We start from the raw sequence: 18645 nt of genomic DNA on the forward strand, positions 1-18645 counted from the left end.
GCCCCGCCCCATGTCGGGGGTGGGAGGGTAGGACCGGCGAGCAGGCGTGCCTGGGCGATGGTGTGTTGGGTTGGCAAGGGGGAGGGTGCCGGTAGAATGGAGTATCTAATTGAAGGGGATTAAAGTCATGCAAGAGAAAAAGCCAAGACGAACCTCTTATAGTTTTACGACAGCCGACAAGGTTGATAATATCGAGATAGGAGTAAGAAGCGGAAAAGATGGGACCCTTGAGGTTTGCCCGGTCACTGAGGTAAAAGAAGCTCATGTCACTACTCAATATGAGAGACCGAAGAAACCAAAAATTCTTACCAAAGTTCCCACTGGAGATCGCCCTGCCAAGGTTAATATTAATGAGGCTATCGCAGACTACGATTTGCTATTGGCAGTAGATACCAATACTAAAGAGGTTGCAGGCTATAGACTATCTGTGACGTCTGTGGTTATGGCAAGGCTTGTTCCTACGCCCAACGCTGGCTTGTCATGCAATTATGAGATACCACTGAGTATCGAATTCACATCAATCCACGGAAACCCAGAGCGAATTGGATGGGTTCTTGCACTGAAGGAGCTTTTGCGCTGTAGTCTCATCAATCAAAGTTCTAGGATTGGAATGGTTGTTGATTCAGAGTTGGGCCTGCTTGCAGAGTTTAATAGCCGAAGACAGCCCCTCTTTGGGTGTGACTTTCTTCTTGGCGGTGTTGAACTAATATACGGCGGCTCCGATGGTGGTGCTGAGCTAATTCCAAACAAGCTCATACGGAAGGCTGAAAAAGCTTCAGCCGCTCTACTTAAGGAAATTGTTGCTGGAGCCAAGCATGGCTCACTGAGAACACTTACTCCTAGAAGTGCTTGTACATCTCTTGCTTTTCATTGGAACAGACCTTCTGCTGGGGCAATCCAGCATCAAGATGCAGTGGGCGGCTCCAATCATGCCTGAAGTGTATGCAGGGCGACTGTCCTCCGCTGATCTTGAGCGATGGATGGCACCCCCACAGACGAAGAGCCCCCCCATCGGCTGATGGAGGTACCCCGTCGCGGGTTAGGGGGGCAGGGTCTCAGACCCAGGCACTTCGAATCGGTGAACCACAGCTACGAACTGGAGGCTGCAGACAAAACCCCTTTCAGCAAGATTGCTTCGGCTCTCACCTGCGGTTACTCTCTCTGTGTTTCACGGAAAGGGAGATGAAGATGCCGGCAGCTCTCGGGACTACCTAATCAATTGCGAAAAAGGCTGCCGAGAACACCTGATTAAGAGTCGACTTGGCATCCTGCAATCCGTTTCCCCACGTCTTTGGACAATCATGACTATCGATCCAATGCTCTCTTTGAGCTTTTCAATGAGTGCAAGCCCCGGAGCCTATGCATTGCTTCTGGGATCAGGCATTTCGAGGTCAGCACAAATTCCTACTGGCTGGGAAATTACACTTGAATTAGTAAGGAGGATTGCGGTAGCAAATGGCAGCGAAGAACCGACCAACCCGGACCAATGGTACCAAGAGAAGTTTGGGACAGATCCAAGCTACTCAGAGTTGCTGGACCAATTGGCCAAGACAAGATCTGACCGTAGTGCTTTTCTGCAGCCTTACTTTGAGCCAACAGAGGACGACAGAGCACAGAATATCAAGATGCCTTCAAGGGCGCATAGAGCAATTGCAAATATGGTCTCCAATGGCCACGTCAGAGTTATTGTAACCACAAACTTTGATCGCCTCCTTGAGCAGGCACTTGAAGATGTATCCATTCGATCTGTCGTTATCTCCAACGGCGATCAAGCTATGGGGGCGCCACCATTGGTCCATGCATCTTGCGTTATCCTTAAAGTCAATGGCGACTATCTTGATAGCCGAATTCGGAACACAGAACAGGAGCTGGCAACCTATGAGCAACCAGTAGATGCACTACTTGACCAAATACTTGATGAATTTGGCTTAATTGTCTGCGGCTGGTCTGGCGACTGGGATATAGCGCTACGAGATGCAATAATGCGATGCCCTAGTCGACGCTACATGACTTACTGGGCGGCTAGGGGTTCTCTTGGACAGCGCGGAAGTGAAATCGTCACGCAAAGAGGAGGCATTTCCTTACAAATTCAGGATGCTGATTCTTTCTTTGAGTCCCTTGAGGAGAAGATCAATGCATTAGATCAGTTCAAGAGGCCTCATCCGTTATCAACAGCAGTCCTTATTGAGTCACTCAAAAAGTACATTGTTGATGAAGCTAGTCGAATCAGACTGCACGATTTATTAGTTCAGGTAACAGATAGAACACTTGATGAGCTTGCAATAGAACTCGGAGATGAGTTCCTTAATCTTCCTTTGGATGAAGCTGGTATAGAAAGCTGCCTAAAGCGCATTGACGGTATATGCACTGATCTTACGGCCGCCTTCGCTACAATTGGGAGATGGGGAAGCCAATCTCATATCCAATGGCTGCGTGATTCCATTGTGAAGATTGCCTCTATTGGGGCAGGACCACAGGGTGGATACGATGTGAATCTTAGTATTAGGCATGTTCCTACTCTGTATATGATCTATGCCTGTGGTCTGGCCCTAATCAAAGCTGGCAACTACGGGGCTATAGAGTCGATCGTTAACGTGCCTATCTCCTTGCCTGTTGGCCAAAAGGTTCCTCTGCTCTCGATTAATCCTCATCTGGCGATCTTGAGGTCAAAACTCTTAACAAAGCTCCCAGACTTCAAAAACAAAATAACTCCACTTAGCGACTATCTATACTCGCAATCGAGAGGATCGCTAAAGCCTCTGGTTGTAAATGAAGAAGACTACGATAGCATCTTTGATCGTCTTGAACTATTGCTCTCCATGATTTACATCAGAAATCGCTTGGATGAAGGTAGGGATGAATCTTGGACGATTCCTGGCAGGTGGGTCTGGAAAGACCGCTTTAGCCAAGGAAATGGACCCTTCGATATTCTTTTGGGTGAATTCACTTCCTTCGGAATCCATTGGCAGCCTTTCAATAGTGGCTTCTTTGACGGAAATCCGGTTCGCGTGCACGAAGTAATCGTACCTTTGACTGCATTCTATCAAACGTGGAGACAGAGAAGTTAATGTGTTGGCGCCGTCTACCTTGCGTCAGTTTAGCTGCTTGCGAAATGCTCCTAAGATTGACATTAGCGTGAGCGGCTTCTGAGTTATTCTGTTCGGGCCACTGGGTACGCTATGGCTGGATGATGGCAAGCGCTGGACCCAAAGAATGATTGAGCTAGTCGCTATCCTTGAAGTTTGCATGAACAGAGATGTGCCGCTGACGATGTCCAGCAAATTATTGGCTGAAGTGCCAATTCAAGATAAAGTCAAACTACGGACAGGGTTTTAAAATATAGCTCCACTCCGTTCTGGCCGTATGAGTTTCTCGGCTCAGCGTTGATTGCTTCGTGTCCAAGGAGGTCATAGCTTCCGCCGAAGCCTTACAGGAATCGATGCCTTTCTGGGGGGTGGTACATCACCAGCTTGGAAGGGTGGCCTCGGACTTGCTCTGCCGCTGATCCACAGGTCAGGCAGCCTGAGGGGCTCTCTGCGGGGAGTCGGTGAACATGAGTCGGAGGGGAGGGCGAGGAGGGCGTCTTAACGGGCCGGGAGATCACGCGGTATCCACACGCTTCGGCCACCACGGATCGTCCAGGTCATCGAAGGCGTCAGCGCCGGAGCCGATGGGGACCGTTGGGGCCAACGGACACGGTCCGTTGGGGTCCGATCGCCCTAGTGCCTCGGTACGGAGGTCCGCTGGGTCCGAAGGGTCCGATGGCTGCTGTGACAGGGGAAAGAAGGATGGATTTCGCTCCGGGTCCTCACGCGAGGGGAGGCCATCGGACCCAGAGGACCCAGCGGACCCGCGATCGGGAGCACTAGGGGAATTGCGCACCCGCTTGAAGGCCGCGAGGCCCTCGGTGGTGGGCCAGAACTCGATCACCTTCCCGCCCTGCCCGGGGCGACTCCGCGCCATGGCATGGAGCAGCCCCCTCTTCTCCAGCCCCCGCAGCCGTTTCATCGCCACCCGCTCAGGGTTATTCCCCTCGCCGCCTTGCAGGACAGCCATGTCTGCGGCGGTGACCTTTTCCAGGCAGTCATCCCATCGCTCGCAGACGGTGCAAAGCGCGTCGTACTGCGTGTCATTGAGGGTCTGGGCGGCCTGTGTGGCGTCCTCCTCCCGGCCGACAGCACCTGTGTCCAGCAGTTCCCAGGTGGCTCCGTCCCGCTGGATCACGAGGGCCTGTGGAAGCCCACCCCGCCCCTGGGTGGTGAGGCGGCGGCGGCGGTCCTCATCGTTCGTTGTGAGGGGTGCCAGCTTCAGGATCTGAGAGGCGGTGGCAGGAAGTGCTGTGCTGCCCCGGCTGGCGCTTGTGGCCCCCTCACCAGCGCGTCCCTTGGAGGCGTGATGGATCAGCACCACCGTCGCCCGGTGGGGCTCGAGTTGTTCCATCAGGTCCTTGATCGGTTCGGCGATCTCGGGTGATTCCTCCTTCAGGCCCAGAGGCCCCACGCATTCGCTGAGGCTGTCGATCAGCACCACCAGGCCGGGATGGGTCTGGGCGATCGCGGCGATCCGGTCAATCCCCTCGGGGTCCAGGTGGAGCGGTCGCCCCTTGGTGTAGAGGCCGACCAGGGGGCCGCCGAGCCTGTTGCAGGAGTCGAGCCAGCCCACGGGGCGCAGCATCTTCTCCCAGTCGGCTCCAGGCTGGTCGGTGCCAACGATCAGCACCGGTGGACAGGGGCCGTTCAGGTTGTGATCCAGAAAGGCCAGTTCGTTGCGGTGCCAGGCGGCGAGCCAGGCGATCACCAGCGAGGTCTTCCCTTGCTTCGGGAGGGCGATCAGGAGGTTCAGGCAGGCCCGCAGGATCAGCCCCTCCCAGGCCCACGGTTCGGGCGTCGATTCCAGAACGTCACCAGGGCGCAGCATGGGGTCGTCGCTGCCATGCATGCGCCGCCTTCGCGCCGCCTGAAACATGGCCAGCAGTTCCTGATCGCGGATTTCCACCCGCAGTCGCTTCGCCTCGGCTCGCAGGAGGGGGAGCCGGTCGGCATAGGGGGCCTTGGCCTCCTGAAGCTGGGCGGCCTTGCGTTTAAGGAACTCCAGAGGAGCAACCACCTCGCCAGCAGCAGGCGGTGCCTCCCATGGCATGGGGCCAGAGACAGCAGCAGGAGAGGCGCCAGGCCGGTTGAGTTGCTGGTCGGGGTGGATGTCGATGTAGGGCCGCTCGCGTTCGGTGTGCCACCTGAACAGCGATCTCTCGCCTAGTCCGCCGTGGGTCTCCGTCCGCACATAGGCCCAGAGGCGCCCATCACGCCCTACGTGGGTCTCCCCTGGTTTCTGGTTCAGCGGTGGCGCGAATGTTCCGCCGTGGAAGCACCAAACGCCCATGCCGTCGGCACCGATGCTGCAGGCGCCGCTGTGATCCCTCCCGCAGACCGGGCACGGCCTGGCGGCGCTGCTATCCCTCCAGTCCCCTGGCACGCTCCACGCTGCGCTCGCCGGTCTGGCGGTGGCGGCTGATGATCCCTTGTTCTTCTCGATCGCTTCCTTCAGCAGCAGCAGGGCATCGAGGAAGTCAACCGGGCAATCGACGATCTGCGCCGGGGTGTTAATCCAGCTATAGAAACCGCCTGATTTAGGATGTTCGCCGAGTACGACAACCTGCGTACTTCTTTCCTCGGCCGGGCTGCCGTAGAAGATTTCCAGCGCGCCCAGTTTCTTCTCGCTCGATGGCTGCGGTGCTCCGTTTTCGTCAACACGCAACCGGCTGGTGTAATGCCCCCCAAACCGCTGGTGCTGCTCCGGAGTGAGGCGCACGGCGATCTTGAACCTGTGATCGGCCTCCGAGAAATTGGTGCGCCCGATGCTCCAGGTATTGGCGAGAAGCACCTTCAGGGGTTCGGCGCCATAGATGGACTGGAGGAATCGGCGAGGGCCGAAGCCGTCGACATCGACGATCAGCAGGCCATACTCCCCCGTGCGCATCCCTGCCGCGATGACATGGCCATTCATGGCGGCAAGGTCGGCGGGGCTGTAGGGCGTGCACGTTGGCCAGCCCACGAAACCACGCCCGGTCAGCGGATCAACCGGCCCCTTGCGATCCTGGCCAGCCCCGATGGGGAGTAACGGCAGGCCAGCGAGGTGGGGTAGGAAGGCGCGCCAGTTGGCCCAGTCGGTGGCGGATGCACCCCCCGGAGTGGGATGCTGCTCCGGTGCGGCGGTCATGACTGCGACTCCTGGTGCTGGCGCAGCAGGTAGCCGCGGCCATTGCGAACCTCCAACCCGACCAGATGGCAGAGATGCTGCGACTGGCTATGTGCTGCCAGATCCCCGCTAATCGCAGGGCCTTGGTACGAGCGGACGAACTTCCGCATCGAACGGACAGTGGATGGGCTCAGCCGGCGGGAGCCGCGGACATCGGGGAGGAACGACAGGACGCCATCCGAATGCCGGAATGAAAGGCAAAGCTCCGGCCGGCGTTTCCCACCGCCACTGCGATGGTGCAGCACCAGCTCTCCTGCGTCATGCAGGACCCGCCCGGCGGCGATGTCAGCCGATGCTTCGAGAGAACACTCCAGATGTGTCAGCTCACAACTGATGAGCGCCATCTCGGCCGCGGGCATCTCCGTGTGCAATCGCGTGGCGACGATCAGGTCTGGCAGCGTGTTGAACGCTCCTCGGAGAACGCCGAAGATCGCTTCAGAGGAGCGCCCAAGGCCGTATGTCCGCAGTTCCCGCTGTAGTTCCGGGCGGTGCAGGATCAGCACCAGCCCGCGACGGAGCATCGACCAGTCGATGCGGGTGTGGAGCCTGTTCCGGCACAGAGTCTGGATTGCACAGAAGGCGGTTACTCCCTCATGCGGGATCACTGCAAGCTGATCGAAGACTCGCCTCAGCAGGGCTCGTTCGCGGGCCTTGCCGGTCCCCATGCCAAGAAGCGCGAGCGCCGACTGGCCGGTGGTGTCTTCGCGGGCGAGGCCGGTCAGCGCAACCCGCAGCCAGGTGCCGGCCAGGGCCTCTGTGTTCTGCTTCGGCGAGAGGGCGGCAAGCCGTGCATGGCTCTCAGCCGCCGTCGGGAAGTCCGTGATGCCGAGGACATCACAGAGAACCGATTCGGCTTCGGATCCAGAGGGGCGCAGCCGGACGGGTTCGGCACCGAGGCGGCGGGCCTCGGCCAGTCGGCTCCCCTTCTTGCCGGGGCGTCTCTTCCTCTGGTGCGGGGGCTGGTGCTGGGCGTAGGCGCGGACGGGGGCAGTTCCCGTAGGCTGGTGAGTAGAAGTGCTTACCTCACCCCGCTCGCCCCGGCCAGGGCTGGTGGGGATTTTCATCGCGCCACCATCGGCAGGCGAAGCTCAGCCCGCATCTCCTGCCGGGCTTGGATGCCGCGGTGGTGGAGCACGGCCCTGCAGGCTTCCACGTCCCAACAGATCGGGCTGTTGGCGTAGGGGCCGGCGGCCCAGTGGACGCCAGGGATCAGGAATCCGGTATCCGGATGCCCGTAACGCTTAAGGGTTCGGATAGAGAATCCGAGGGCGCGAGCCGCTTCAGGGCTCGGCAGCCAGTTGCTATGGGTGGACATTGACCCAGGAGGTCTAGCAGCTGACGCGGTGCTTCCTGCACACCGACGCTGCCGCTTCCTTCAGGTTGGATCGGTGCTCCCCTGGCAGCTGCCCAAGCTGCGAACCGGGCCTTTACGGAAAAAACGAAGCACCCTTTTGAGGCCTCCGATCTTCAGTTCCGCTGGTTCCTCTGGTCAGGTGTCGGGTGCGTCGGCGGCTACCTGCGATCAGTCAGGCGACCCGCTGGCTGCACCGCCATAGGTCCTTTAACTCCTCTCCACGCCGCTGAAGGCCCTATGCGTGGAGAAGCTGCAAGAAGGGCTCCTGAAGGGAACTGCTCTGCTTGCAATTACACTACACATGGCGTCCTGCCGTGTCAACGCCTACCGCCGGTGGTGGTGTGGCGAAGCTGAGCAGTAGGTCCGCCTCTGCCGTCCACCTGCCGTAGTGCCGCAGGTGCGTTGCAGGTGAATGCCCCATCACGGCGGCCAGGTCGCGCAGCGGGATCGGCGGCTGCCGGTGTGCCCCCCGCCAGGCAAACCCATGCCGCAAGCCGTACGGGCTGAGCCCCGGTGTCCGCTCCGCCAGGCCCTGCCAGTAGGGCAGCCGATCCAGCAGCTGGCGGAAGGCATCCCCTACCGCCTTGTGCTCTCCGGTGGCGGCAGCGTTGCGGATCGGCAGGGGCAGCCCTACCAGGCCCGCCTCCAGCAGCGCCAGGGCGCGGGCTCCATCATCACGGCCCGCCCCGCTGGGGTCGGTCAGCTCCAGCGGCAGCACCAGCCGATCAGCCTTCGGGGCCGCGGCCGTCCTGCTGTTGCGCTTGACGGCCCCGACATAGAGCCGGCCCCCCCTCGGGTGGAGCACACCCAGCTCGGCCGGCCGGAGGCCATAGCAACCAACCAGCGCAACCGCCAGCCACAGCTCCGGGCGGGTGGCCTCCAGGTGATCGAGCAGGCCGGCCAGGGCCTCGGGGCTGATCGGCATGGTGGGCTCGCCGTGGCTGGTGCGGGCTCCGATCAGCTCTGCCAGGTGGTCCGTTGGTGGGGGCAGCCAGCACACCGGAGCCCCGCGCCTCTCCACTGCCCACCGCAGAAACCTGGCCACATCGAGCAGCTGTCGCTTGCGGCCCTGACCCCCTGGAGGGCAGGCGGCGAAGTGCTGGCGGGCATAGCCCCGCAGCAGCTCCGCCCCATCACGGGGCACCGGACGGCTGGTGAGGGTGGACTGCATGCGCACTAGCCGGGTCTCCAGATCCCGGTAAGTGGTGGTGCGCAGATCGCTGCGGGCCTCCAGGTGCTCTGCCACCAAGGCGGGCCAATCGATCGGGCCGGTTGGTGGGGCCGCGGCCAGCAGCTCGGCCGCGGCCGCCAGGCTGAGGCCCTGCTGCTCCATCCGATCGCGAAGGCTCGCGATGGTGGCGATCACGACCGAGACACACCCCCGCTCCCAGGCGATCGGCAGGGTGCAGGTCGATCGGCTGCCGGCCAGATCACGGCGGGTGAGGCGCACCTGCCCCCGGGATTCGGCGACGCTCCAGCCTCGGCCGTGTTCATGCCTGAGCGCATCGCGCAGGGTGGCGACCCATGCGGGGCTGGGGCGGCTGGTAGGCACCAGGCGTGTGCAAAAGCGTGTGTAAAACACGGTAGAACGTGTGTCCACAGGCTGTGTCAGGAGGGGAGCGCTTTAGCTCTGATCCCTTGTCCTGACTGGAAAAATTGAATGGAGCCAAGCGGATTCGAACCGCTGACCCCCTGCATGCCATGCAGGTGCTCTACCAGCTGAGCTATGGCCCCATTGATGCGCCGGCTGACCGGTGCTTGAGGAGCTTACAACGTGGCCGATCGCCCCCAGGCCCCCTCAGACCTGGCGCCAGACGGCCACCAGGCGACCCTGCACGCTCACCTGGTCGGCTGGCAGGGTGATTGGTGCGTAGGCCGGGTTGGCGGCCTCCAGGCGCACCTGGGATCCCTGGCGGTGGAAGTGCTTGAGGGTGGTGCCGCTGCCCGGCACCAGGGCGCTCACGATCGTGCCTTCCCTCAGGCGGGAGGGGTCGGCCACGGGCTCCATCAGCACCACGTCGCCATCGGCGATGTGGGCGTCCACCATCGAGTCGCCGTTGACGGTGAGGGCGAACAGGCCGCGGGTGTCGAGCACCGGGGCCAGATCGAGGTGCTCCTGGACGTCATCGAAGGTTTCCACCAGCCCGCCGGCGGCCACGGACCCGAGCACAGGAATGCCTGTGGAGGCGTTCCCGAGCAGCTGCAGGGTGCGGGCCTGGCCCTCCTGCCAGGTGATCCAGCCCTTCTGCTGCAGGTGGCGAAGGCGGCTCTGGATCGGCGCCGGCGAGCGCAGGCCCATGGCCTTCATCATCTGGCGGATCGACGGGCTGTGGCGGTGGCTGCCGATGTAGTCGGCGAGCCAGGCATAGAGCTCCCGCTGGGCCTCGGTGAGCTCCTGGTGGGTGGCGACCACGGGCAGTACGGATGAACCAGTCCCTTTCTGCCATCCCGCGCGCGGTTTGTCCAGAGCCGGGCCGGAGGTCGCCAGGGGCGCGCTCAGTCGCTGACGCCCCCCAGCAGGGTGGCCAGCAGGGCCTGCTGCACGTGCAGCCGGTTCTCCGCCTGGTCGAAGACCCGGCTGGCGGCCCCCTCGATCACCCCGGCGCTGATCTCCTCGCCCCGGTGGGCGGGGAGACAGTGCAGCACAATCGCCCGTGGGTCCGCCTCGGCCAGCAGGTCCTCGTCGAGGCACCAGCCGCTGAAGGCCTGCTCCCGTTGGGCCTGCTCCTCCTCCTGGCCCATCGACGCCCACACATCGGTGTAGAGCACATGGGCGCCGCGGGCCGTCGCCACGGGGTCCTGCAGCACCGTGATCGCGCTCCGCCCGCCGGCGAGGGCCCGGGCCTGCTCCACCACGGCAGCACTGGGGGCGAAACCGTCGGGGCTGCCGATGCGCACGTCCATCCCCAGCAGGGCCCCGACGAGCATCAGCGAGTGGGCCATGTTGTTGCCGTCGCCCACGTAGGCCAGGGTGAGGCCGTGCAGATCGGTGGGCCCGTGGCCGAAGCGCTCCTGGATCGTCAGGGCGTCGGCCAGGGCCTGGCAGGGGTGCTCCAGGTCGGTGAGGGCGTTGATCACCGGAATCGAGGCCCAGTGGGCGTAGTCGACCAGGTCCTCCTGGGCGAAGGTGCGGATCGCCAGGGCATCGCAATAGCGGCTCAGCACCCGGGCCGTGTCGGCGATCGGCTCGCCGCGGCCCACCTGGGTGACGGCCGGGTTGAGGTCGATCGTCTGGCCGCCGAGCCTGGCCATGGCGACGATGAAGCTCACCCTGGTGCGTGTGGAGGCTTTGGAGAAGATCAGCCCCAGCACCCGGCCGGCCAGGTCGATGCGGCGCTCGCCGCCCTTCAGCTGGCGCGCCAGCTCCAGCAGGGCGAGGGTCTGGGGACCGTCCAGGTCGGCCGAGGAGAGCAGGTCGCGGCCCTTGAGGGCGGCGAGTGGGGCTGAGGGGGACACCATGGCCCACGTCCCAAACAACCCTTATGCGAGATCGACCCCCCCCACGTCAAGGGCAGGGGCGCAGGCCGTGGCGCGCCGGCTGCACGGAGCTGGTGCGGGGCAGCAGGACGAAGGGGGCGGAGCGCCAGGCCCCGGGGGCCTCCCAGCAGGCCAGATCGGGGTTGGCCGCACGAAGGGCGGAAAGGTCCCTGTAAGCGTTGTGAAAGCCCAGGAACGGTTGCTCGAGGGGCTCGGCAAAGTCCCGTAACGCCTCCGGCGCCTGCTGCAGCTGGCCCGGCTGGACATAAAGGGGGCTGAGGGCCTCCAGCAGCCAGCCGCTACTCCAGCAGCCCTGGTCGCAAATGCCGCTGCGCTCGACGAAGGCGGCCATCAACTTGTAGTTCTGCAGGGGAGCCCGTTTCTCGGCCAACTCCCGCTGGCCCAGCTGCCATTGCAGCAGCAGCCAGACCGCCAGCAGGGTGGCCAGGGCGAGTCGCCGCGCACGGCAGACGTGTTGCGCGAGCTCCCAGCCATCGCCGCAGAGGTAGGCCAGGGCGGGCAGCACGACGATGTAGTACCTGGCCTGGGACAGGGGCTTGACCAGGTCGATCGGCAGCATCAAGGCCACGAAGCCACCGATCGCCAGCAGCAGGAACCTGGCTTCCCCCTGTGCTGGACTTGGCAGCAAGGGATCCAGGGGCTGCGGGCGCCGCCGCACCGCCGTGACGGCGAACACCAGGGCCATGGCCACCCCCAAGGCGCCCAGCAGCAGCCCTTCCTGTCCCGCGCGGCCAGGCGCCAGCAGCGGCAGGGTGCCGCTCAGGAACGCGCTCAGCGTGCCGCTGATCGGTGTCACCTGGATCCAGTCGAGACGCTCCAACTTGGTCGCGAGCGAACTCGACAACAGATGGACCATCGGCCAGGTCAACACGCCCAGGAGCAGGGGCAGCACCTGCCGGCGTTGATGCCATACCAGGCCTTCGACGCCGACCACCGCCAGCACCACCAGGACGAACAGCAGCGAGACGTAGTGGGTGAGGGAGAGCAGCAGGCAGGAAAGGACGAACAGACCCCGCAGGGCAGGCTCGCCCCAGCGCGCCAGCAGGGCGTTGCTGGAGCCACCCAGGCGCCGTTGTCTCAGCTCCATGGCTGCTCCCAGCAGCACGGCCGACAGGGCCAGGGAGGTGGCATAGCTGCGGGATTCCTGGGCGAAAAACAGAAACGCCGGGCTGGTGCCCAGAAAGGCCACGCTCACCAGGCGGCGGCCTGGACCCCGACCCGACGCGAACAGCGCGGTGGCCATCAGTGCGAGGCCGGCCATCAGCAGACTCAAGCTGCGGGTGGCCCTTTCGCCGCTGCCGCCGCTGCCGATCCAGAGCTTGAGCAGGGTTTGGTAGAGGGGGGGATGGGTGTCGGGAATCAGCCAGTCCCGCAGCATCACGCCCCACTCGGCCCGGCTGGCGGACACCGACCAGAGCTCATCCGACCAGTAGGAATAGTTCTCAGCCAGGCCGCGGCTGGCGGCCACAAGAAAAAAGAGGACCAGCGCCGCACAGATGGCGAGCTGAATCCTCTGGTCAATCAACGAAGACCAACTCCGGGGGGAGTGGCGTCGGTGGGGCTGGTCAGGGATCAGGCGACGACTCCCTCCAGTACCGGTGCATCCGGAAGGCGGCTGGAGGCCAGCAGATGCTTCAGCTCGTCGCCCTCGATCACCTCTTTTTCAAGGATCTTGTGGGAGATGGCCTCCAGCAGATCACGGTTGTGGTGCAGGATCGCCAGGGCCCGGTCGTGGGCCCGATCCACCAGGCCGCGCACTTCCTTGTCGATCTCCAGGGCGGTGGCGTCGCTCACGGCCCGGCGGGGGTTGGAGTTACCCCCCAGGAAGCGGCTGCCGCCCTGCTTGTCGTAGGCGAGGGGGCCGAGGGTTTCACTCATGCCGTAGGTGCCGATCATCTGCTCGGCGATGTCGGTGGCCCGCTGCAGGTCGTTGGCGGCGCCGGTGGTGACCTCACCGAAGACCACCTCCTCGGCGGAACGGCCGCCCAGCAGGGTGGCGATCTGGCCTTCGAGATCCTCCTTGGAATTGAGGAAGCGCTCCTCGGTGGGCAGCTGCAGGGTGTAGCCCAGGGCCGCCATGCCGCGGGGCACGATCGAAATTTTCGCCACCTTGCTGCCGCCGGGCATCAGGTGCCCCACGATCGCGTGGCCCACTTCGTGGTAGGCCACCACTTTCTTCTCGTCCGGCTGCAGCACGCGGCTCTTCTTCTCGAGGCCCGCCACCACCCGTTCGATCGCTTCGTTGAGGTCGGCCTGCTCGACCGTGGTGCGGTAGACCCGGGCCGCCAGCAGGGCCGCCTCGTTGACGAGGTTGGCCAGGTCGGCGCCGGCGAAACCGCTGGTGGCCTGGGCGATCTTGTCGAGATCCACGCCCTCGGCCAGCTTCACCTTCTTGCCGTAGATGTCGAGGATCATCTTGCGGCCGGAGAGGTCGGGGCGATCCACCAGCACCTGGCGGTCGAAACGGCCCGGACGCAGCAGGGCGGCATCGAGGGTTTCCGGCTGGTTGGTGGCCGCCAGCACGATCACCGGTTTGTCCTGGGCGGTGAAACCGTCCATTTCGGTCAGCAGCTGGTTGAGGGTCTGCTCCCGTTCATCGTTGCCTCCCACGACGCCCATGGAGCCGGAACGGCTCTTACCGATGGCATCGAGTTCGTCGATGAAGATGATGCAGGGCGCCTTCTTCTTGGCCTCCTCGAACAGGTCGCGCACGCGGGCGGCACCGGCCCCCACGAACAGCTCCACGAATTCGGAACCGGAGATGATGAAGAACGGCACGCTGGCTTCACCGGCCACGGCCTTGGAGAGCAGGGTCTTGCCGGTGCCCGGAGGGCCCACCAGCAGCACGCCCTTGGGGATGCGGGCGCCGATGTCCATGTAGCGCTGGGGCGTCTTGAGGAAATCGACGATCTCGGTGAGTTCGGTTTTGGCTTCGTCGACGCCGGCCACATCGGCGAACGTGACCCGGGACTCCTCATCGGGCACGTAGACCTTCGCCTTCGATTTGGTGAAGCTCAGGGCCCCCTGGGCGCCGCCCCCACCCATGCCGCTGCGGCGGGCGAAGAACTGCAGCACCAGGATGAAGATCAGCGGCGGCACCACCCAGCTCAGGGCCGTGGTGATGAAGCTGGGCCGCTTCGGCGGGGCGGCGGCGAATTCAACACCGTGCTGCTCCAGGCGCTGGGGCAGCTCCATGTCGAAGATCGGGGTGGTGGAGAGCACCGTGGGGGCCCCTTCCTCTGGAGCCTTGGTGAGCTCGTAGCGGATCTGGTCCTGGGTGATGTAGGCCCGTTTGACGTTGTCGTCGTTCACCTGGTCGATGAACAGGGAGTAGGGCACCCGGGGCACCTGGGTGGCGGGATTGGGCAGGAAATTGCTGAACAGCAGCAGGACGCCAAAACCGATCAGGAGCAGATTGACAATTCCGAACCGCCTTGTGGGGCGGTTGTCGTCCTGACGGATGGCCATGCTGCGCAAAACGGCGTATGGGCCCAAGCTAGGTCTGGTCGTCACCGGCCGTTCCACCACCCGGTCGGGAGAACCGAACGCCCGCCCCTTCGGCTCCCCCCTCCCCCATGTGCGGCCGCTACTCCCTGGCCACCCGCCTCGATCGGCTGCTGCCCCGTCTGAAGGGTCCGATGCCGCCGGGATTTGTCGAGCATTACGCCCCCCGGCCCCAGGTGCGGCCCGGCGAACCCGTGCTGCTGCAGCGCCAGGAGCACGGACGCCTGGAGGTGGCCCTGGCCCTGTGGGGGCTGGTGCCGGACTGGTGCCCCGACCCGATGTCCCGCCGCCGGCCGATCAATGCCCGCAGCGAGACGGTGGGGGAGAAACCCTTCTTCCGGGGCGCCTGGCGCCACCGGCGCGCCCTGATCCCCGCCGATGGTTTCTACGAATGGCAGACAAAAACGGTGGAGGGCCGGTCCTTCAAGCAACCCTGGCTGTTCCGTCGCCGTGATCAGCGCCCCTTCTGGCTCGGCGGGCTCTGGGAGCGTTGGCTGGGGGGGGATGGGGGTGAACTTGAGACCTGCGTCGTGCTCACCACCGCCCCCAACGACCTGCTGGCCCGGGTGCACGACCGCATGCCGGTGGTGATCCCCGACGGCCTGGAGGAGGCCTGGTTGGCGGCCGTCGATGGACCGGAGCTGCGGGCCCTTGAGCCGCTGATGGATCCCTGGGATCCGGCGGCCTGGGAGGCGGTGAAGCTGGAGTTGAGCCAGGAGACGGCGGTGCAGCTGGATCTGCTGTCTCGTCCCATGGACGACGCCGTCAATTGACGGTGATCCGATTCATCACCACCAGCTCAGGGCATGCTCAGCCTCTGGTGGGCGAGCTGAATCTGGAGCGCCACGATGACCAGCGTCAGGAACAGACAGAGCCCTCCGCTGAAACGGTCCCGCCAGGAGACGGTCAACAGCCGGCCCAGCAGGATGGTCACCGCCGGAAGGCAGACCAGAAAGTAGTAGGGCGTGGTGAAGGGAATCAGGGCATCGGCGACACAGCCGGCGGCGATAACGGCAGCGTTCAGTGCGACCAGATAGGCAGCATCGGAGCCCAGGAGCGCAACAAGCCGGGCGCGTCTCCCGCTGGGGCGTCGTCCGGTGCCCTGCAGAAGGGGTCTGAGGGAGATCAGGAGCAGAACCAGCGCCAGCACCACGCCGAAGCCGAGCTGGGGCATGCGGGAGATCATCAGCAGCGGGAAGACGCCGGCCAGGAAGTTGTTGACCGTGCTGATCAGGGGAAACACGTTCACCCAGCTGTTCGCTTCTGCCTGTTGGTCCAGCGTGCCGGTCAGGCTCTGCAGCACAGGCCAGGCGCTGATCAGAACGACGAGCATGATTCCCTTCCACGGTGTTCGCTCGATCCTTCGGCTGAGAACGTCGAGGCCGCAGGCCATCAGGACATAGAGGGTGCCGAAATAGTGCGTGAGCCCCAGGAGGAGTGCAGAGCCGTAGTAGAGCCAAGCCCAGACCCGCCGGTCGTCGGAATCCGATGCGGCGAAGCGGCCCATGAACGGGGCTGGCGGCTCAGCCCCGACGGGTTGGCAACGCCTCAGCTGAAGGGCACTCCACGTCATCACGGTGGCCAGGAGAACCACCAGGGAATAGGGCCGAACGGTGGCCGAGAAATAGGTGAGCAGAGGATTGGTGGCGAACAGCACCAGGACAACCGCCATCTCAAAGCGGGGCTGTCTGCGATAGGCCCAGGCAACAAAGAAAAGTGTGCAACAGGTGAACAGAAAAGAGAGCCAGCGAAGATGCGGAATCGTGGCACCAGTCAGTTCGATCCAACCCTTGGACAGCATGTAATACAAGGGAGGATGATTGTCGTTCTTCAGCACGGTCCCCCAGATGAGCTGGCCGGAGCTGGCCAGCAGCTTGTTGATCGTCCAGATCTCGTCCGGGTGCGGCACCCGCTGCAGACGCAGACCGACCGAGACATGGGCCAGCAACAGCAGCAGCAGCAGGACAGCGGAGAGTATCCCTGACTTCACCAGGGTCTTGGCCACGGAGTTGGATAGGGTTGGGTCCGTGGAATCCTGGCAGGAGCAGGACGCTCTGGCCTCCTGTCGCTCAGATTCCTCCCCGTCCTCCATGGCAAGGTGGACAGGGCACTGCCCCTCCGACGGCCCTCCAGCCTTCCCGCCCATGAGCCTCGCTGACCTCGATGCTTTCCTGGCCCACGCGCTAGGGATCCCTGAACTCAACAGACGTCTGCACGATCATCAGCAACCCCTTGATCTGCCCGCCTTCCTCGAAGTGGCGCGTGGCGAAGGATTCGCCCTCAGCGCCGACGACATCCTGGCCGCCCAGCAGCGGGAGGAGGAGCGACTCAGCGAGGGAGAACTCCAGGAGCGTGCCGGGGTGGAGGCAAGACGATTGCGCCACTTCATCCCGGGCTGAAACCACAGTGGCCCAGGAATGGGGGAGAGCCCGATGATGGAGCGTGTCGCTGAGTATCCACGCCCTCCGTTGCTGTTGCCATGTGAACGGCATGTGCGGGTCGAGACCTTCGGCAAAGTGCTCGCCGATACCCGTTGCAGCCTGAGGCTGCTCGAAACCTTCCACCCGCCCACCTATTACCTGCCCCCCGAGGTGATGAACCTGGAGATGCTGGTGCCAGCTCCGGGCCGTTCCTTCTGCGAGTGGAAAGGGGTGGCCCGCTATTTCGATGTGGTGGCCGCCGATGGTCGCCGCCTGGAACGGGCCCTTTGGCAGTACCCCGATCCCTCGCCCCCCTACCAGGCCTTGGCGGGATGGTTCTCCCTTTATCCCGGCAAGATGGAAGGCTGCTGGGTGGACGGGGAACAGGTCACCGCCCAACCCGGGGGCTTCTACGGCGGCTGGATCACCGCCGACGTGGAGGGTCCGTTCAAAGGAGATCTCCGCCACCCGGAGTTGATCTGAAACAGCCCCTGACCGACGTCCTCAAGGCATTGGAGGGTCCCGATGTGTGCCAGAGGGACTGGCCCGGCTGAGGGTCCAGACCAGATCGACGCCGAGCCGTCGCACCGTGTCTTCCTTCCAGGAGGGATCACTCTCGATGCGGCTGAGCCCGAGCTCCCCGAGGGGAGTCCTTGCCGGCAGGCCCCCCAGCAGCTTCGGCGCGATCACGGCCGCCAGCTCCTGCACGCAGAGCTGCCGCAGGGCCGCCGCCGCCAGTTCGGGCCCGCATTCCCAGAGCACCTGGTTGCAACCGCGCTGGGCCAGGGCCTCCAGCAGTGACGCCGGCTCGCAGACGGCCATCTCCAGGCGTTCCACGCCGATGGCGTCGAGCCAAAGCCGGCGGTCGAGGGGCGCTTCCGGGCCATGGGCCACCAAGGTGGCGGCGCCGTCCTGATCCCAGAGGCGGGCGGCTTTCGGCAGATTCAGGCCGCGGCTCAGCACCACACGCAGGGGTTCGGGATGGCGCCGGCCGCGGCTGGTGAGCAGGGGGTCGTCGGCCCGCACAGTGCCGCCTCCCACGATCACCGCATCACAGGCCGCCCGCAGATGGTGAACCCATTCCCGGGCGTTCTGGCTGCTGATCCACTGGCTCTCGCCGTTGGGTAGGGCGGTGCGTCCGTCGAGGCTCATGGCCCACTTCAGGATCCCCAGCGGTCGGCCGGTGTGCACCCGGTGAACGAAAGCCCGGTTGAGTTGGGTCGCCTCCGCCCGGGCCACCCCTTCGATCACCTCAAGGCCAGCCCGGCGCAGGCGGGCCACACCCTCACCGCAGACCCGAGGATCCGGATCAGCCATCGCCACGACGACCCTCTTCAGGCCCGCGGCGATCACCGCATCGCAGCAGGGGGGCGTTCGGCCGTGATGGCAACAGGGTTCCAGAGTCACCACCACCGTCCCATCCCGGGCCCGCTCCCCCGCTTGTCGCAGGGCGACCACCTCGGCATGGGGCGAACCGGCTCGCTTGTGGAAGCCCTCACCCACCAGCTGCCCGGCGGCATCAAGCACCACGGCGCCCACCAGTGGATTCGGACTGGTGCCCCCCCGGCCAAGGCTCGCCAGCTGCAGGGCGCGCCGCATCCAGGGGAGCCAGTG

Annotated in this window: 14 protein-coding genes and 1 tRNA gene; 5 read left to right on the top strand and 10 right to left on the bottom strand. The window is 63.9% G+C overall.

From position 1 onward, the window contains the following. Positions 1-127 precede the first annotated feature (127 nt). Both KUG43_RS02620 and KUG43_RS02625 read left to right on the top strand, forming a co-directional pair. On the top strand, positions 128-937 hold the full coding sequence (locus KUG43_RS02620; protein WP_216905739.1) for a hypothetical protein: 810 nt from the start codon (positions 128-130) through the stop codon (positions 935-937). A gap of 364 nt (positions 938-1301) precedes the next feature. Beyond that, complete coding sequence (locus KUG43_RS02625; protein WP_216905741.1) at positions 1302-3068, top strand: SIR2 family protein; 1767 nt, start codon at positions 1302-1304, stop codon at positions 3066-3068. A 532-nt stretch (positions 3069-3600) separates the two neighbouring features. Here the strand turns inward: KUG43_RS02625 and KUG43_RS02630 are convergent. From KUG43_RS02630 to ftsH, 8 genes are all read right to left on the bottom strand, one after another. After that, positions 3601-6216, bottom strand: a complete 2616-nt coding sequence (locus KUG43_RS02630; protein WP_216905743.1) for an AAA family ATPase — start codon at positions 6214-6216, stop codon at positions 3601-3603. After that, complete coding sequence (locus KUG43_RS02635; RefSeq protein ID WP_216905744.1) at positions 6213-7319, bottom strand: hypothetical protein; 1107 nt, start codon at positions 7317-7319, stop codon at positions 6213-6215. Before KUG43_RS02635 ends, KUG43_RS02630 begins: the two co-directional genes overlap by 4 nt. 585 nt (positions 7320-7904) lie before the next feature. After that, the gene (locus KUG43_RS02640) at positions 7905-9161 is read right to left on the bottom strand and encodes a site-specific integrase (protein WP_216905746.1); all 1257 of its coding nucleotides are present in this window, start codon (positions 9159-9161) and stop codon (positions 7905-7907) included. A gap of 109 nt (positions 9162-9270) precedes the next feature. Beyond that, positions 9271-9343 (bottom strand) — tRNA-Ala (locus tag KUG43_RS02645). A gap of 64 nt (positions 9344-9407) precedes the next feature. Beyond that, positions 9408-10022 (bottom strand): transcriptional repressor LexA, encoded by a 615-nt coding sequence (lexA, locus tag KUG43_RS02650; RefSeq protein ID WP_502988570.1) that lies wholly within the window; start codon positions 10020-10022, stop codon positions 9408-9410. Positions 10023-10105: 83 nt separating this feature from the next. After that, positions 10106-11068: an ornithine carbamoyltransferase gene (gene argF, locus KUG43_RS02655; protein WP_216905748.1), complete on the bottom strand. Its 963-nt coding sequence runs from the start codon at positions 11066-11068 to the stop codon at positions 10106-10108. A gap of 46 nt (positions 11069-11114) precedes the next feature. Continuing rightward, a complete protein-coding gene (locus KUG43_RS02660) occupies positions 11115-12575 on the bottom strand; it encodes a glycosyltransferase family protein (RefSeq protein WP_216905750.1) in 1461 nt (486 codons plus the stop codon). Between the two features lie 104 nt (positions 12576-12679). Beyond that, positions 12680-14575 (bottom strand): ATP-dependent zinc metalloprotease FtsH, encoded by a 1896-nt coding sequence (ftsH, locus tag KUG43_RS02665; protein ID WP_216905752.1) that lies wholly within the window; start codon positions 14573-14575, stop codon positions 12680-12682. A gap of 107 nt (positions 14576-14682) precedes the next feature. Between ftsH and KUG43_RS02670 the strand changes: the two genes are divergently transcribed. After that, positions 14683-15384: an SOS response-associated peptidase gene (locus tag KUG43_RS02670; protein WP_216905754.1), complete on the top strand. Its 702-nt coding sequence runs from the start codon at positions 14683-14685 to the stop codon at positions 15382-15384. Between the two features lie 26 nt (positions 15385-15410). Here KUG43_RS02670 and KUG43_RS02675 read toward each other — a convergent pair whose 3' ends face one another. Beyond that, complete coding sequence (locus KUG43_RS02675) at positions 15411-16616, bottom strand: glycosyltransferase family protein (protein WP_216905756.1); 1206 nt, start codon at positions 16614-16616, stop codon at positions 15411-15413. A 139-nt stretch (positions 16617-16755) separates the two neighbouring features. On the opposite strand from KUG43_RS02675, the gene KUG43_RS02680 reads away from it, so the two are divergent. Next, positions 16756-17010: a Nif11-like leader peptide family RiPP precursor gene (locus KUG43_RS02680; protein WP_216905758.1), complete on the top strand. Its 255-nt coding sequence runs from the start codon at positions 16756-16758 to the stop codon at positions 17008-17010. A 33-nt stretch (positions 17011-17043) separates the two neighbouring features. After that, the gene (locus tag KUG43_RS02685; RefSeq protein ID WP_216905760.1) at positions 17044-17514 is read left to right on the top strand and encodes a DUF427 domain-containing protein; all 471 of its coding nucleotides are present in this window, start codon (positions 17044-17046) and stop codon (positions 17512-17514) included. Between the two features lie 21 nt (positions 17515-17535). Here KUG43_RS02685 and ribD read toward each other — a convergent pair whose 3' ends face one another. After that, positions 17536-18630, bottom strand: a complete 1095-nt coding sequence (gene ribD, locus KUG43_RS02690) for a bifunctional diaminohydroxyphosphoribosylaminopyrimidine deaminase/5-amino-6-(5-phosphoribosylamino)uracil reductase RibD (RefSeq protein WP_216905924.1) — start codon at positions 18628-18630, stop codon at positions 17536-17538. Positions 18631-18645: the final 15 nt, after the last annotated feature.

This window comes from Synechococcus sp. CCY 0621, assembly GCF_019038465.1.
Lineage (GTDB): Bacteria > Cyanobacteriota > Cyanobacteriia > PCC-6307 > Cyanobiaceae > Cyanobium.

Bases quoted from the DNA above. Each gene is read 5' to 3' on its own strand.
- KUG43_RS02620 (WP_216905739.1), top strand. From the start codon at position 128: ATGCAAGAGAAAAAGCCAAGACGAACCTCTTATAGTTTTACGACAGCC.
- KUG43_RS02625 (WP_216905741.1), top strand. From the start codon at position 1,302: ATGACTATCGATCCAATGCTCTCTTTGAGCTTTTCAATGAGTGCAAGC.
- KUG43_RS02630 (WP_216905743.1), bottom strand. From the start codon at position 6,216: ATGACCGCCGCACCGGAGCAGCATCCCACTCCGGGGGGTGCATCCGCC.
- KUG43_RS02635 (WP_216905744.1), bottom strand. From the start codon at position 7,319: ATGAAAATCCCCACCAGCCCTGGCCGGGGCGAGCGGGGTGAGGTAAGC.
- argF (WP_216905748.1), bottom strand. From the start codon at position 11,068: ATGGTGTCCCCCTCAGCCCCACTCGCCGCCCTCAAGGGCCGCGACCTG.
- ftsH (WP_216905752.1), bottom strand. From the start codon at position 14,575: ATGGCCATCCGTCAGGACGACAACCGCCCCACAAGGCGGTTCGGAATT.
- KUG43_RS02670 (WP_216905754.1), top strand. From the start codon at position 14,683: ATGTGCGGCCGCTACTCCCTGGCCACCCGCCTCGATCGGCTGCTGCCC.
- KUG43_RS02680 (WP_216905758.1), top strand. From the start codon at position 16,756: ATGAGCCTCGCTGACCTCGATGCTTTCCTGGCCCACGCGCTAGGGATC.
- KUG43_RS02685 (WP_216905760.1), top strand. From the start codon at position 17,044: ATGATGGAGCGTGTCGCTGAGTATCCACGCCCTCCGTTGCTGTTGCCA.
- ribD (WP_216905924.1), bottom strand. From the start codon at position 18,630: ATGCGGCGCGCCCTGCAGCTGGCGAGCCTTGGCCGGGGGGGCACCAGT.